The sequence below is a fragment of the Stenotrophomonas sp. YJH_SMC_17 genome (assembly GCF_059371655.1).
The window spans coordinates 967,739-983,239 of sequence record NZ_JCAFUU010000001.1 but is presented as its reverse complement, the minus strand read 5'-3'; the positions used below and the strand labels follow the sequence as shown (position 1 = coordinate 983,239).

Below are 15,501 nucleotides of genomic sequence, written 5' to 3'. Positions count from 1 at the left end.
ACTCAATGAAATGGTCGCATTCGACGCCAATGAAGCGCTGACGCCATGCCGCGAGGGTCGCGGCATCGGGGCCATTCTGTTCGACCGCGAGCGGCTGCGGCAAGCCGAGATCGGCCTGTTCTCGCCCCAGCACTGGGGCAGCAAGGCCCGGCCGGTGGGCGAGGGCGGCCGTGGCAGCGCCTGGTTCATCGATGCGCCGTTCGGCGCCAGCGTGCTGCGCCACTACCTGCGCGGCGGCCTGGCAGCGAAGATCAGCCACGACCAGTACCTCTGGCGCGGGTCGGACCGGACCCGGAGCTTTGCCGAGTTCCGCCTGATGCGTGCCCTGCGCGAGAAGAAGCTGCCGGTGCCCCGGCCGATCGCTGCGTTCTACATGCGCGAAGGCCTGCGCTACCGGGCGGCCATCCTGATGGAGCGGATCGAGGGCGTGCGCTCGCTGGCCGACCGTGCGCTGGTCGCCGGCCGGGGCGCGCCCTGGGAAGAGACCGGGCGGCTGATCGCCCGCTTCCACCGTGCCGGCCTGGACCATGCCGACCTCAACGCGTACAACATCCTGTTCGATGGCAACGGGCATGGCTGGCTGATCGACTTCGACCGCGGGGTGATCCGCATTCCGGCCACGGCCTGGCGCGAACGGAATCTCAAGCGCCTGCTGCGCTCGCTGATCAAGCTGCGCGGCGAGCGCAGCGTGGAAGATGTGCAGAAGGACTACGCACGGCTGCGCCGTGCCTATGACATGGCCTGGAACCGGGGCACCTGATGGACTGGTCGTTGCGTTTCCTCGGCGTCGGCAATGCGTCGGCGGTCGAGCTGGGTTCGCCGATGTCGGTGATCGAGCGGGACGGGCGTCCCTGGCTGACGATCGACTGCGGCGGTGAAGGCCTGACCGCGTTCAAGGCGCACTACGGGCACATGCCGCAGGCATTGTTCGTCACCCATGTGCACCTGGATCACGTGGCCGGTTTCGAGCGGCTGTTCGTGGATACCTTCTTCAGCACGCAGCGCCGCGGCAAGGTGCGCCTGTACGTGCCGGCCACGGTAGTGCCGCTGCTGCACAAGCGCATCGGCGACTATCCGAACGTGCTGGCCGAGGGCGGCGCCAACTTCTGGGATGCCTTCCAGCTGATCGTGGTGGGTGATGCGTTCTGGCACGAAGGCATGCGCCTGGAAGTCTTTCCGGTGCGCCACCACTGGCCGGAGACGGCCTACGGCCTGCGCCTGCAGGGCGCGCTGACCTGGAGCGGTGATACCCGGCCGGTTCCGGAGATGCTGGCCCGCTTCGCCAACGACAACGAACTGATCGCCCACGACTGCGGCCTGCACGGCAACCCGTCGCATACCGGCGTGGACGATCTGGAACGTGAGTACAGTGCCGAGCTGCAGGCGCGGATGATGCTCTACCACTACGCCAGCGTGGCTGACGGTGCGGCGCTGGCCGCGCGCGGCCACCGGGTGGCGCAGCCGGGGCAGTGCGTGCCGCTGGCCAGCCCGACGGCGCCGCACGTGCTGGCGCAGGACCCGCCGTGACGGACGTGGGCCAGCCTGCCGATGCAGGGTTGGCCGCCGAACTGGAACAGCTGGAACGCGCACTGCACACCCCGCAGGTGCGCGGTGACCGTGCGCGTCTTGCGGCGCTGCTGGATGAGGATTTCAGCGAGATCGGCAGTTCCGGTCGGTGTTACGGCCGTGCAGCTGCGCTGGCGGAGATCCCGCTGGAGCGGGCGCAGGTGCAGATCGAATCGGAGCAGTACGCGGTCTCGCTGCTGACGCAGGACCTGGCCCAGGTGCGTTATCGCAGCCGCTATCACCTCGATGGCCAGCCACAGGGCTGGGTGCTGCGCAGCTCGCTGTGGCGCCGGCACGCGCAGGGGTGGCGGGTGGTGTTCCACCAGGGAACGCCGCAGGCACGGTAGCGCCGGGCCATGCCGGGCGAAGCATGTGAAGCCAGGGTCAGATCCCTCTGCCATGCAAAGGGATCTGACCCCAGTGCAGAAAAGGCGATGGCCCCGCCGGCTGACCTCGGCGCCCGCGTCGATCGATACCGTTGCTGCCTTCCGGCCCTGGCGGGGTTTTCGACCTAGCGTCGCGAGGGGCCGACGGGGCCACCATAGAGACGTTGGCCGCCCCGAGGGCGGCCAGTTCACGGATCAGGGGAAGCAGCGCGCGACGCGCCAGAGACCACAGCCGGACTGCACATCGGTTGTCCGAGGGCAGACGCGCATTCTAGCGCAGGGAGGGCCGCCGATGCCAGCTTCACGCACTGAATCGCCTGTAACCCGTTCCCGGCTGGGGCGGCCCGGCATTGCTCCCGTTGCTAGAATGCCGGCCAGGAGGAACGGCCTCCCCCACATCGGGAATCAAAGACCAGGACGGCCTGGCCCTGCCAAGAGGAGGGCCGTCATGGCCTGGATCTATCTGTTGTTTGCCGGCCTGCTGGAAATCGTCTGGGCCGTGTCCATGAAGCAGTCCGAAGGCTTCACCCGTCTCACCCCCACCGTGGTCACGATCATCGGCATGATCGCCAGCTTCTGGTTGCTGGCCGTGGCCATGCGCAGCCTGCCGCTGGGCACGGCCTATACGATCTGGACCGGCATCGGCGCGGTCGGTGCGTTCGTGGTCGGCATTGTGTTCCTGAGCGAGCAGGTCAGCCCGATGCGGATCGGCGCAGCGGCGTTGATCGTTTCCGGCCTGGTACTCATGAAACTCTCGAGCACCTGAATGCATTTACTTGTGGCGGGGAATGGAATCCCCGTCATATGCAGGTATATGCATTTTCGGCAAAACCATTTTGTCCGTCGGATTTATTTGACGTGCGTCATAAAAATAGCGCGCGTGATTCACGTCGCACTGGCACCGTCGGCCCCACAGTGCCGCCATTCGTAGGGCGAAACCGGGGAGTTTTCACTCCTATGGATACGTTGGCGTGCCTTTCCAGGCTGCGTCCGCGTGAAGGCGTGAAGATTTTCAGAAGTTAATGCAGCCAGGCCTTGTTCCCGCTCCGGGAGCCGGGAAGGGACGCATCGTCTTCAAAAAAACCTGCCCGCAGTGCCATCCGGTCTTTTCATGGAGATTTACCGATGAACCGCATTTACCGTCTGGTTTTCAATCGCGCCCTCGGCGTAATGCAGGTTGCTTCGGAGGTCGCCCAGAATCCCGGCGGAAGCGCGGTCAGCGCAGGGCGGGTGCCGCGATTGCGGGCTCACCAGCTGGCGGCGGCGTTGGCCGCCACACTGGCCAGCGGATCGGCATTCGCAGCGTGCACGGGCACCACGACCGTAAACTGCGACAGCACCACCAACATCAACAACTACTCCAACGCGACCAACGGCCTCACGCTGAACATCGCCGCGGGTGCGTTGCTGCGTACACCGCCGATCGTAGGTGGAGGCAACGCAGCAACGCTGACCGGCGACAACGTGACGGTCAACAACAATGGCACGATCGATCCGAGCTCGATCGTCCTCGCCTCGCCTGGCCTGGTCATCGGCAATGGCTCTGCCAACAACAGCGCGATTGTCGTCAACAACAACGCCAGCGGACAGATCAAGGGTGTCGTCAACATCGCAACGCTGCTGGGCTTCGGTGGACAGGCGCTGGTGGCACAGAATGTCAACGGCACCACCACCATCAACAACGCCGGCCTGATCAGCACGTCGTTGATCGGCGCAGGCAGCGTTTCCGACGCGACCACGGTGGTGACCTACGGTGGTGCGGCAGCCAATGTGACCAACACCGGCACCATTGACGGGCGTGTCGGCCTGGGCGCTTCTGGCGGCAATACGTTCCTCAACGCGGGGGCGGTCAGTGGCAGCGTTCACCTGGGTGATTCAACCGGCGGCAATACCTTCACCGCAGTGTCGGGTTCCAGCGTTGTGACCGGTGGCGGCAGCGCTCTTGCCGGCGTGATTACCGGTGTTACCGGGGTGAAGGTTGCGGCTGCGGGATCGGTCGACGCCGGTACCGGCGGTGGTGCGGCCAACAACACGCTGGTGTTGCAGAACGTCGTCAGCGGTCCGGGGTCCGGCACCGGTGGAGCGGTGACCACGCTGGGCTGGAACCAGTACATCAACTTCCAGAAGCTCACCGTCAACAGCGGCACCTGGAACCTGCAGGGTGCGTGGGCGGGTGCTGGTACGACCACGCTCAATGATGGCCTGGTCAATTTCAACAATGCCGGTTCCTTCGGCACAGGGCTGTTCACCGCCAATGGCGGTGCCATCGCATCCTCCACGGCCGGTCTGAATCTGGCCAATGCGTTCAACCTTGGCGGCAATCTATCGCTGGCCGGAACCAATGCGTTCGGTTTGAATGGCGTGCTGTCAGGTGCTGGCAGACTGACGGTCAACAACACCGGCATTGTTACTCTCGGCGGCGCAAACCTGTTCTCCGGTGGCGTCAACCTCAATGCCGGCGGCCTGGTGCTGGGCAATGCCGGTGCGCTCGGTAGCGGCAACCTGACCGTCGGTGGCAGCGCCTCGCTGGATACGACGGCCAATTTCGCCCTGGCCAACAACCTGGTGATCAACGCCGGTGGCTCGTTGAACCTGCTGGGCAACAACCCGTTGTCATTGAACGGCGCGATTTCCGGTGCCGGCAACCTGGTCAAGAATGGAGCCAGCACCCTTACCTTGAACGGTGCCAATTCGCTGACCGGCAACTTCAGCCTTGCCGGGGGCTCGCTCGCGCTTGGCGCCGGCGGCAGCCTGTCACCCACGGGTGCGGTGACCCTGGGCGTCGGCACCACGCTGGACCTGACGGCAGCGGCCAACCAGACCATCGGCTCGCTGGCCGGCCTTGGCGGCGCAGTCAATCTGGGCAGCCACACGCTGACCTTGGGCGGGCTGGGCAGCACCAGCTACAGCGGCACCTTCGGCGCCGGCACAGGTGGCCTGATCAAGCTGGGTACGGGCGTGCAGACGCTGTCCGGTGTCAACAACCTCAGCGGCGGCGTTGCACTCAACGCCGGTGGACTGCTGCTGGGCAACGCGGCAGCGTTGGGCAGCGGCGCCCTGTCCGTCGGCGGCAATGCCACGCTGGACGGGACGACCGGGTTGGCGTTGACCAATGCCGTCAACCTCGGTGCCGGGGCCAGCCTGAATCTGCTGGGCAACCAGGCGCTCACCTTCAACGGCGTGATCGGTGGCGATGGGGGCCTGATCAAGAATGGCGGGGCAAGCCTGACGCTCAATAGTGCCAATACGTTCGGAGGCGGGCTGGCGTTCAATGCAGGCAGCCTGCTGCTGGGCAATGGCAGCGCGCTGGGAACCGGGGCCTTGAACGTCGGCGGAGCCGTGACCCTCGATGGCAGCTCGGCGTTGAGTGTGGGCAACAACATCAATCTCGGCGCTGGTGGCTCGCTCGACATTCTGGGAGGCAGCGCGCTGACGCTGGGCGGTGTCATCGGCGGCGCTGGCAGCCTGGTGAAGAATGGCGCCGCAACGCTGACCCTGACCGGTGCCAACACCTACACCGGCGGCACCACCATCAATGCAGGAACACTGGCGATCGGTGCCGGTGGCAGTCTTGCTGCCGGCGGCGGCGTCAATCTCGGTGGCATCGGTGCCACGTTCGACATCTCCGCGGCGGGCAACCAGACCGTGGGTGCACTCACCGGCGTGCTCGGCACGACCGTGGCGCTGGGCGCCAACACGCTCACCTTTGGTGATGCCACCAACCAGACGCTGGCCAGCGTCATCACCGGCACCGGTGGCCTGGTCAAGCAAGGGGCCGGCACGCAGACGTTGTCCGGCGCCAACCTCTTCAGCGGGGGACTGAACCTGGCAGCGGGTGGGCTGCTGCTGGGCAACAACGGCGCCCTTGGCACCGGTGCGCTGACGGTCAGCGGCAACGGATGGCTCGATGGCACTGCGGCGTTGAATCTGACCAATGCGGTGAACCTGACCGGTTCGCTGAACCTGCTGGGCGGGCAGAACGTGACCTTGGGCGGCGTGGTCGCCGGCACCGGCAACCTTGTCAAGAATGGTGCGTCGCTGCTGACGTTGAACGGCAACAACACGTTCAGTGGTGGCCTCACGCTCAACGCTGGCAGCCTGCTGCTGGGCAGCAGCGCCTCGCTGGGCAGTGGTGCACTGAACGTCAATGGTTCGGCGACCCTGGATGGAGCGACGGCGCTCAATCTGAGCAACACCATCGCGCTGGGTGCTGGCGCCGCACTGACGCTGCCGGGCACGCAGGCCATCACCCTCGGCGGCGTGGTATCGGGCGCGGGCAGCCTGACCAAGAACGGCGCCAGCACGTTGACGCTCAACGGTGCCAATACCTTCACTGGCGGCCTCGCGCTCAACGGCGGTGGCCTGCTGCTGGGCAATGCCGGTGCACTCGGCACGGGCGCCTTGAATGTTGGGGCAAACGCGACGCTGGACAGCAGTGTGGCGCTCAACCTGGGCAATGCGGTGAACCTGGGCGCAGGCACTGTACTGAACCTGCTTGGCACCGAGAACGTAACCCTGGGCGGTGTCATTGCCGGTACCGGTGAGCTGGTCAAGAACGGCGGCTCGACGTTGACGTTGAATGGCGCCAATACCTTCTCCGGTGGTGTCGGCCTCAACGCCGGCCTGCTGCAGTTGGGCAATGCGAGCGCGCTCGGTACCGGGGCGCTGGACGTCGGTGGCAGTGCCTCGCTGGATACCAGTGCGGCACTGACCGTGGGCAACAGCATCGGCCTCGCCGCGGGTGCCAGCCTGACAGTGCTGGGCAGCAACGACCTGACACTGAGCGGGCCGGTGTTCGGCGTCGGCGGGTTGATCAAGGACGGCGCGGCACGGTTGACCCTGACCGGTGCCAATCTCTACGCCGGTGGCACCACCATCAACAACGGCACGCTGGCGTTGGGCGCTGGCGGCAGCCTCGCCGCTGGCGGTGATGTCACCCTTGGCAACGTCGGCGCAGGCTTCGATATCTCCGGCGCCAGCGGCAACCAGACCATTGCCGCGCTGAATGGCGTCACCGGAACCGCGCTGACGCTGGGCGGCAATTCGCTGACCTTCGGCACCAATGCCAACGCCACCTTCGATGGCGTGATCAGCGGCACGGGTGGGGTGGTCAAGACCGGTACCGGCATCCAGACGCTGTCCGGTGCCAACACCTTCAGTGGTGGCCTGGCACTCAATGCCGGCGGCCTGCAGCTGGGCAACGCCGATGCGCTGGGGACCGGCGCGCTCGGCATCGGTGGCACGGTCAGCCTCGACAGCACAGTGGCATTGAACCTCGCCAATGCGGTGAACTTCGGTGCCGGCACCCAGCTCACCCTGGGCGGGACCAGTGACGTTGCATTCGGCGGCGTGCTGAGCGGCAACGGCAGCCTGATCAAGAACGGCCCTGGTCTGCTGACGCTCAACAACACCAACACGTTCGGTGGCGGCCTGACCTTGAACGGCGGCAGCCTGGTGGTGGGCGCCAACGGTGCGCTGGGTACCGGCACGCTGGCGGTGAACAACAGTGCCTCGCTGGATGCCGGCGCCGCGGTGACGCTGGGCAACGCAGTGAACCTTGGCTCGGGCGTGGCACTGACCGTGCCGGGCAGCAACGCGCTGACCCTGGGCGGCATCGTGTCCGGCAATGGCAGCCTGATCAAGAACGGCGCCGCCACGCTGACACTGGACGGTGCCAACACCTACAGCGGTGGTACCACCATCAATGCCGGTACGTTGGCGCTGGGTGCGGGCGGCAGCCTGGCCGCCGCAGGCGACGTCACGCTCGGCAATGCCGGTGCCGGCTTCGACATCTCTGGTGCAACGAGCAACCAGACCATTGGTGCGCTCAACGGTGTGGCCGGAACCACGCTGACGCTGGGTGGCAATTCGCTGACCTTCGGCACCGCGGCCAATGGCGCCTTCGATGGCGTGATCGGCGGGGGCGGTGGCCTGGTGAAGGTCGGTGCCGGGGTGCAGACCCTGTCCGGTGCCAACACCTTCGGTGGCGGCGTGACGCTCAATGCCGGCGGCCTGGTGCTGGGCAATGATGCGGCGCTGGGGACCGGCGCACTCACCGTTGGCGGCGCGGCCACGCTGGATACCACTGCACTGGCGACGCTGGCCAACAACGTTGTGCTCAATGCCGGGCTGACCGTGCTGGGCACCAACGCACTCACCCTCAACGGTGTGCTCTCCGGTACCGGCAGCCTGACAAAGAACGGTGGCGCAACGCTGACCTTGAACGGCATCAACACCTACACCGGTGGTACCAACGTCAACGCCGGTACGCTGGCGCTCGGCGCCGGGGCCAGCCTGGCCGCAAGCGGTACCGTCAATCTCGCCACCGGCGCCACGCTGGACCTGTCGGCCGGCAACGGCACGCAGGTGTTTGGCACGCTGGTTGGCAATGGTACGGTCAACCTCGGTGCCAACAACATCGAAGTGGGCAGCGCCGCCAATGGCACCTTCAGTGGCTCGATCGCCGGCACCGGTGGACTGACCAAGGTCGGCAGCGGTATCGAGACACTGACCGGCACCAACACCTACACCGGCGGCACCACCATCAACGCCGGCACGCTGGCGATCGGCCTCGGCGGCAGCCTGTCCCCGACCGGTGCGGTGAACGTGGCCGCGGCCGGTGCGGGCTTCGACATCTCCGCTTCCGGTGCCAACCAGACCATCGGTTCGCTGTCCGGCGTGACCGGTTCCCTGGTCAGCCTCGGCGCCAACTCGCTGATCCTCGGCGGCGCCGACAGCAGCACCTTCAACGGTGCGATTTCCGGCACCGGTGGGCTGGTCAAGAACGGCGTGGGCATCCTCACCCTGGGTGGCGCCAACCTGTTCAGTGGTGACCTGGCCTTGAACGGCGGCGGCCTGGTGGTTGGCAACAACAGCGCGCTGGGTACGGGGGCGCTGGACGTGGGCGCCGACGCGACGCTGGACAGCAGCCTGGCAGTGACCCTTGGCAACGCCATCAACCTCTCTTCCGGCAACAAACTCACCCTGCTCGGCAGCAATGCGCTGACCCTGGGGGGCGTCATCAGCGGTGCCGGTGGCCTGGTGAAGGACGGCGCGGGCACGGTGACCCTGACCGGCGCCAACACCTATTCCGGTGGCACCACCATCAACAACGGCACGCTGGCCATTGGTGCCGGAGGCAGCCTGGCATCCACCGGTGCGGTGAATCTGGCCGGTGCCGGCACGCTGGACATCTCCGGCGGCGGCAGCCAGAGCATCGGTTCGCTGGCCGGCGTGGCCGGAAGCACAGTGGCGCTGGGCGGCAATACGCTGACCCTCGGCGGCGTCGCTGACAGCACCTACAACGGCGTGATCAACGGCAGCGGCGGCCTGGTCAAGAACGGCGCCGGCGTGCAGACGCTGAACGGTGCCAACACCTTCAGCGGTGGCGTCACGCTCAACGCCGGTGGCCTTGTGGTCGGCAACAATGCCGCGCTCGGTACCGGTACGGTGACGGTCGGCGGCGCTGCGACGCTCGATTCGAATACTGCGGTCATCCTTGCCAACAACTTCGTCCTCAACAACGCGTTGACCGTGCTGGGCAGCAACAATCTCACCCTCAATGGCAGCCTGAGCGGCACCGGCAGTCTGACCAAGGAGGGGGCAGCCACGCTGACCTTGAACGGCACCAACACCTACACCGGCGGAACCAACATCAACGCAGGTACGTTGGCACTGGGCGCGGGCGCGAGCCTGCACGCCAATGGCATCGTCAACCTGGCTGCCGGCGCGACCTTCGATCTGTCGGCCGGTGCCGGTACGCAGCAGTTCGGCACACTGATCGGCAACGGCACGGTGAACCTGGGCGCGAACACGCTGACGATCGGTGATGCCACCAACGGCACCTTCGGCGGTTCGTTGGCGGGTACCGGCGGACTGATCAAGGAAGGCACCGGCACCCAGACCCTGACCGGTACCAACACCTTCACCGGCGGCACCACCATCAACGCCGGCACGCTGGCGATCGGTCTCGGCGGCAGCCTGTCCCCGGCCGGCGCAGTCATCCTCGCCAACGCGGGCACCAGCTTCGACATCAGTGCCGGTGGCAACCAGAGCATCGGCTCGCTGGCGGGCGTGACGGGCTCGAACGTGTCCCTGGGCGGCAACACGCTGACCCTCGGTGGCGTCGGCAACAGCGTGTTCAATGGCAGCATCGGCGGCACCGGTGGCCTGATCAAGGACGGAGCTGGCGTGCAGACGCTGGGTGGTGCCAACACGTTCACTGGTGGTGTCACCCTCAATGCGGGCGGGCTGGTGGTCGGCAACAATGCCGCGCTCGGCACGGGGGCGTTGACCGTGGCCGGCAACGGCTCGCTGGATGCCAATGCGGCGGTGACCCTGGCCAACGACGTTGCGCTGGGCGCCGGCGCGACGCTGGATGTGCTGGGCAGCAACGACCTGACCCTGGGCGGTGCGGTTTCCGGCGCGGGCGGCCTGACCAAGGATGGCGCGGCCACCCTGACCCTGACCGGCGCCAGCAGCTACACCGGCACTACCACCATCAACAGCGGCACGCTGGCGGTGGGCGCGGGCGGCAGCCTGTCCGGTGCCAGCACGGTGAACCTGGCCGGCACCGGTACGCTGGACATCAGCGCCGGCGGCAACCAGAGCATCGGTGGGTTGGCCGGTGTTGCTGGCAGCACGGTGGCGCTGGGCGGTGCAACGCTGACCACCGGCGGCAACAACGCCAGCACCACGTTTGCCGGCGTCCTCGGTGGTACCGGCGGCTTGGTGCAGAGCGGCGCCGGCACGCTGACCCTGAGTGGCGACAACACCTACACCGGTGGCACCACCATCAACGGTGGCAGCACGCTGCAGATCGGCAACGGCGGCAGCACCGGCTCGGTGCTGGGTGACATCACCAACAACGGCAGCCTGGTCTACAACCTCGGCAGCACGGCAACGGTGGGTGGCGTGGTCAGCGGCAGCGGTGGCCTGACCCAAGCCGGCAGCGGCACGCTGGTGCTGACCGGCAACAACACCTACACCGGCGGTACCACCATCAATGCCGGTGGCACGCTGCAGGTGGGCAATGGCGGCGCGACCGGTGCGATCGTCGGTGACATCACCAACAACGGCGCACTGGTCTCCAACGTGGCCGGCAGCACCTCGCTGGACGGCACCATCAGCGGCAGCGGCAGCCTGACCCAGGCCGGCGCCGGTACGCTGACCCTGACCGGTAACAACACCTACACCGGTGGTACCACCATCAATGCCGGTGGCACGCTGCAGGTGGGCAATGGCGGTGCGACCGGTGCGATCACCGGCAACGTCGCCAACAACGGCAGCCTGGTGTTCGACGTGGCCGGCAACACCACGGTCGTTGGTGCCATCAGTGGCACCGGCGCGCTGACCCAGGCCGGTGCCGGTGTGCTGACCCTGGTCGGCAGCAACACCTACACCGGCGGCACCACCATCAACAGTGGCGGCACGCTGCAGGTGGGCAATGGCGGCGCCACCGGTTCGATTGCCGGTGACATCACCAACAATGGCGCGCTGATCTCCAACGTGGCCGGCAACACGCAGCTGGGCGGCACCATCAGTGGCAGCGGTGGCCTGACCCAGGCTGGCAGCGGCACGCTGGTGCTGACCGGCAGCAATACCTACAGCGGCGGTACCACCATCAATGCCGGTGGCACGCTGCAGCTGGGCAATGGCGGTGCGACCGGTTCGATCGTCGGCGACATCACCAACAACGGTGCGCTGGCGTCCAACGTGGCGGGCAACACCACGCTGGGGGGCACCATCAGCGGCAGCGGCGGCCTGACCCAGGCCGGCAGTGGCACGCTGACCCTGACCGGCAACAACACCTACACCGGCGGCACGACCATCAATACAGGTGGCACCCTGCAGGTCGGCAACGGTGGCGCGACCGGCGCGATTGCCGGCAACGTCAGCAACAACGGCAGCCTGGTGTTCAACGTCGGCGGCAACACCACCGTCGGCGGCACCATCAGCGGCAGCGGTGGCCTGACCCAGGCCGGCAGCGGCACGCTGATCCTGGGCGGCAACAACATCTATACCGGTGGCACCACCATCAACACCGGTGGCACGCTGCAGGTTGGCAACGGCGGCGCCAGTGGATCGATTGCCGGCAACGTCAGCAACAACGGCAGCCTGGTGTTCAACGTCGGTGGCAACACCACGGTCGGCGGCACCATCAGCGGCAGTGGCGGCCTGACCCAGGCGGGTACCGGCACCGTCACCCTGACCGGCAACAACACCTACACCGGCGGCACCATCATCAATGCCGGCGGTACCGTGCAGGTCGGCAACGGCGGCGCCAGCGGCTCGATCACCGGCAACATCACCAACAACGGTGGCCTGATCATCAACACCGGCGGTACCACCACCCTGGGCGGCACCATCAGCGGCGGCGGCAGCATCGTGCAGGCCGGTCCGGGTGGCCTGAACCTGGGCGGCAACAGCGGTGGCTTCAGTGGCACCGGCCAGGTCACCGGCGGCGGCCTGAATGTCACCGGGAACATCGGTGGCCAGTGGACCATCGGCAGCGGCACCACGCTGTCCGGCACCGGCACCATCGGTGGTAGCGGCGGCGGTGTAACGATATCCAGCGGCGGCGTGCTGTCGCCGGGCAACGGCAGTGGTGCGGGCAACGGCACCGGTACGATCACCGTGGGCGGCAACCTGACCCTGTCGCCGGGCAGCACGCTGGGCATCGACCTGGGCGCCACCGGCAGCGATACCGTGCAGGTCGGTGGCGGCGCGACGGTGGGCGGCAGCACGGTGCAGGTGAACACCATTTCGCCCAGCACCAGCTACCAGCAGGGCCAGCAGTACACGGTGGTCAACGCGGCCGGTGGGGTGAGCGGGCAGTTCGCTTCCGCCACTTCGCCGTCGGCGTTCCTGACCATCACCCCGGTCTACACCGCCAACACCGCCAACCTGAAGATCGACGTGGCGCAGACCGCGGCGTTCACTTCGGTGGCCAACAGCCGCAACCAGTACAACACCGCGGCCGCGCTGGACAGCCTGCCGCAGAGTGGTCCGGCGCTGGGCCTGTACAACACGGTGCTGATCTATGACGCGGCCACCGCGCGCAGCGCGTTCGACCAGTTGTCCGGTGAAGTGCATGCAGCCAGCCGTGCAGTGCTGCTGTACGACAACTACCTGGAAGAGGGCATCCGCCAGCGCCTGGGCAGTGAGCTGCCGACCGTGCGTGGCGAGCGCGCTTCGGCCTGGCTGGCCGGCAGCGGCAAGGTGTTCAAGCAGGATGGCGATGGCAATGGCGATGAGATCCGCGCCAACCGCAATGCACTGATGGCCGGTGTGGACTGGCAGCTGGGCGAGCATGTGGTGCTGGGCGCAGCCGCCGGCAACGAACGCCTGGATACGCGCCTGTACGATCGCAGCTCGCGGGCCCGCCTGCGTGGCAACACCTTCGGCCTGTATGCACAGGGCGAGTGGAACAACGGCTTCGCGGTCGGTGGCAGCGTGTCGCGCGGCGACTACCGCACGCGCACCACGCGTGAGGTGCCGCTGTTGGGCCAGACCCTGTACAGCCGCCAGGATTCGGACGTGACCATCGCCCAGGTGGAAGGCAGCTGGACCTGGACCCACGGCCGGACCCAGCTGCAGCCGTACGTGCAGTTCACCAGGCACTGGGTCGACAGCGATCGCGCGGAGGAGCAGGGTGGTAACGCCGCGCTGGTGCTGGAAGGCGGTAAGGACACGCTCAATGTCAGTACCGTGGGCGTGCGCGGCCGCTGGGACGTGGGCAGTGGCGAGCGCTTCCCGGCGCAGCTGACAGTCGGCCTGGGGTGGCAGCACGCGTCGGGTGATACCGATGTGGCCAGCCGCAACCGCTTCGCCGTCGGTGGCAACGCGTTCGACGTCTACAGTGCGGTGATGGCACGCAATGCACTGGTCAGCCAGATGGGCGTGGCGGTCGGGCTGGGTCGCAACAGCCAGCTGTCGATGTTCGTGCAGGGCCAGCACGGCGATGGTCGCCGCGATGTCGGCGGGCAGATCAACCTGCGCGTGGGCTTCTGAGGGGAGTAGGGCAGCAAGGGATCCACGCGCGACGTGGATCCGGGCCGGTGCGGAGGGCTATACCCTCCGCTCCATCTCCACGGCGTCGATGCCGGCGCCGTGGCCATCGGGTACCACCCGTGTCACCTGGAAACCGAGGCCGGCGTAGAACCCCTGGGTGTGCTGGCTGGTGCTGAGCGTGATACGGGCGATGGACGGGGCCGCTTCGGCCTGGCGCAGGCGTGCCAGCGCCAGTTCGCGGCCGATTCCCTGGCGATGCAGCGCGCGCTCGACCATGCCCCAGCAGAAACCGGCGCTGCCATCGCCGCAGCGCGACAGGCCACCACAGGCCACGATGCTGCCATCGCGCTCGATGACCTGGAATGCACAGTCCGTGGCCTGTTCGCACAGGAAGCGTTCAAAGTCGCTGCGCTCTTCGGGCGCGAAATAGGTGGGTACGTTGCTGTCGAAGATCGACAGGCAGGCGCTGGCATCGGCGGGGCGGTAGAGGCGGAGTGTCATGCACCCACGATAGACGATCGTCAGTAGATCCACGCCATGCGTGGATTCGCTGCCGACATGCCCTGCGTGTTCCCGCTTACGCCGAAATGCCGGCCAGCACCGCGTACATCACCACGAAGCTGACCAGGGCTGTACAGCGCCACCACCAGGTGTTCCAGGTAGCCCATCGGCCGCGGGATGTAGTCGAAGCGCAGCACCAGCGCGAACACCGGCATCAGGAAGAACAGGGCCCCTGGCAGCGCGGTGAGGATCGCCTGCATGTAGAGGTCGGTCTTGCCGCCCATGCGCTTGATGTTGGCGTTGCCGTTCTGCAGGCGCTTGTCGAGCCATCGGTTGGCGAACTGCGGCCAGCCGGCAACCACGGTGGAATTGGTGTCCGCATCCCCCGGTCCCCCGTTGAGGCTGTGGTTGAAGGATGAAGACGCCTACGATGGCGGATTTAAGGTTTCGTTCAGTTTTTTTGGTGGCGTACGGAAGGCGTGGTCCGTCGCGAAGAGCATCCACGCATGGCGCGGGTCTACTGACGTAACTGGAGGAACACGCCCCTCTGTTGAGGAGCTGCCCCGACAGGGGCGGGGAGAGGCAGCAAGGGGAGGGGCCCAGAGGTTGCGCAGCAACGTTTGGGGCGAAGCGCGCAGCGCACTTCGGGTCCCGCGCCAGCTTGGTTAAGGCGCACGTGGGGAGGCAGGGGCGGCGCGAAGAGCATCCACGCATGGCGTGGATCGGATCGGTCTGGAGGAACAAGCCCCTCTGTTGAGGGGCTGCTCCGACAGGGGCGGGGAGAGGCAGGCAAAGGGAGGGGCCCAAAGGTTGCGCAGCAACGTTTGGGGCGAAGCGCGCGCAGCGCACTTCGCGTCCCGCGCCAGTTAACTGAAAAAGGCCGCCCGTAAGGGCAGCCTTTTTCAGTTAACTGGCGGAGAGAGGGGGATTCGAACCCCCGAAGCGCGGTTTAGACGCTTACACACTTTCCAGGCGTGCTCCTTCAACCACTCGGACACCTCTCCGGATCCCTGCCATCGGCAAACGCCTCAGCAGG

The 15,501-nt window shown here is 66.8% G+C and carries 7 protein-coding genes, 1 tRNA gene and 1 other RNA gene; 5 read left to right on the top strand and 4 right to left on the bottom strand.

The annotated features are described in order from the left end of the window. Window positions 1–10 precede the first annotated feature (10 nt). The 3 genes from AC5P8Z_RS04665 to AC5P8Z_RS04655 are packed head-to-tail and all read left to right on the top strand — an operon-like array spanning window position 11 to window position 1,913. Window positions 11–760, top strand: a complete 750-nt coding sequence (locus AC5P8Z_RS04665) for a 3-deoxy-D-manno-octulosonic acid kinase (protein WP_495228266.1) — start codon at window positions 11–13, stop codon at window positions 758–760. Beyond that, window positions 760–1,527, top strand: a complete 768-nt coding sequence (locus AC5P8Z_RS04660) for an MBL fold metallo-hydrolase (protein ID WP_295565453.1) — start codon at window positions 760–762, stop codon at window positions 1,525–1,527. Before AC5P8Z_RS04665 ends, AC5P8Z_RS04660 begins: the two co-directional genes overlap by 1 nt. Next, window positions 1,524–1,913 (top strand): nuclear transport factor 2 family protein, encoded by a 390-nt coding sequence (locus AC5P8Z_RS04655; protein ID WP_286071090.1) that lies wholly within the window; start codon window positions 1,524–1,526, stop codon window positions 1,911–1,913. Before AC5P8Z_RS04660 ends, AC5P8Z_RS04655 begins: the two co-directional genes overlap by 4 nt. Window positions 1,914–2,003: 90 nt before the next feature. Here the strand turns inward: AC5P8Z_RS04655 and ffs are convergent. Further along, an RNA gene (ffs, locus tag AC5P8Z_RS04650) (signal recognition particle sRNA small type) lies at window positions 2,004–2,100 on the bottom strand. 300 nt (window positions 2,101–2,400) lie between these two features. Between ffs and AC5P8Z_RS04645 the strand changes: the two genes are divergently transcribed. Both AC5P8Z_RS04645 and AC5P8Z_RS04640 read left to right on the top strand, forming a co-directional pair. Then, window positions 2,401–2,718, top strand: a complete 318-nt coding sequence (locus tag AC5P8Z_RS04645; RefSeq protein ID WP_495228265.1) for a DMT family transporter — start codon at window positions 2,401–2,403, stop codon at window positions 2,716–2,718. Between the two features lie 359 nt (window positions 2,719–3,077). Then, complete coding sequence (locus AC5P8Z_RS04640) at window positions 3,078–13,964, top strand: autotransporter-associated beta strand repeat-containing protein (protein ID WP_495228263.1); 10,887 nt, start codon at window positions 3,078–3,080, stop codon at window positions 13,962–13,964. Window positions 13,965–14,021: 57 nt separating this feature from the next. Here the strand turns inward: AC5P8Z_RS04640 and AC5P8Z_RS04635 are convergent, their stop codons facing one another. The 3 genes from AC5P8Z_RS04635 to AC5P8Z_RS04625 all read right to left on the bottom strand — a co-directional run bounded on the left by AC5P8Z_RS04635 (window position 14,022) and on the right by AC5P8Z_RS04625 (window position 15,469). Continuing rightward, window positions 14,022–14,465: a GNAT family N-acetyltransferase gene (locus AC5P8Z_RS04635; protein ID WP_286071093.1), complete on the bottom strand. Its 444-nt coding sequence runs from the start codon at window positions 14,463–14,465 to the stop codon at window positions 14,022–14,024. Window positions 14,466–14,485: 20 nt separating this feature from the next. Next, window positions 14,486–14,827, bottom strand: coding sequence for a hypothetical protein (locus AC5P8Z_RS04630; RefSeq protein WP_286071094.1), 342 nt, complete (start codon window positions 14,825–14,827; stop codon window positions 14,486–14,488). Between the two features lie 549 nt (window positions 14,828–15,376). Beyond that, a tRNA-Ser gene (locus AC5P8Z_RS04625) sits at window positions 15,377–15,469 on the bottom strand. Window positions 15,470–15,501: the final 32 nt, after the last annotated feature.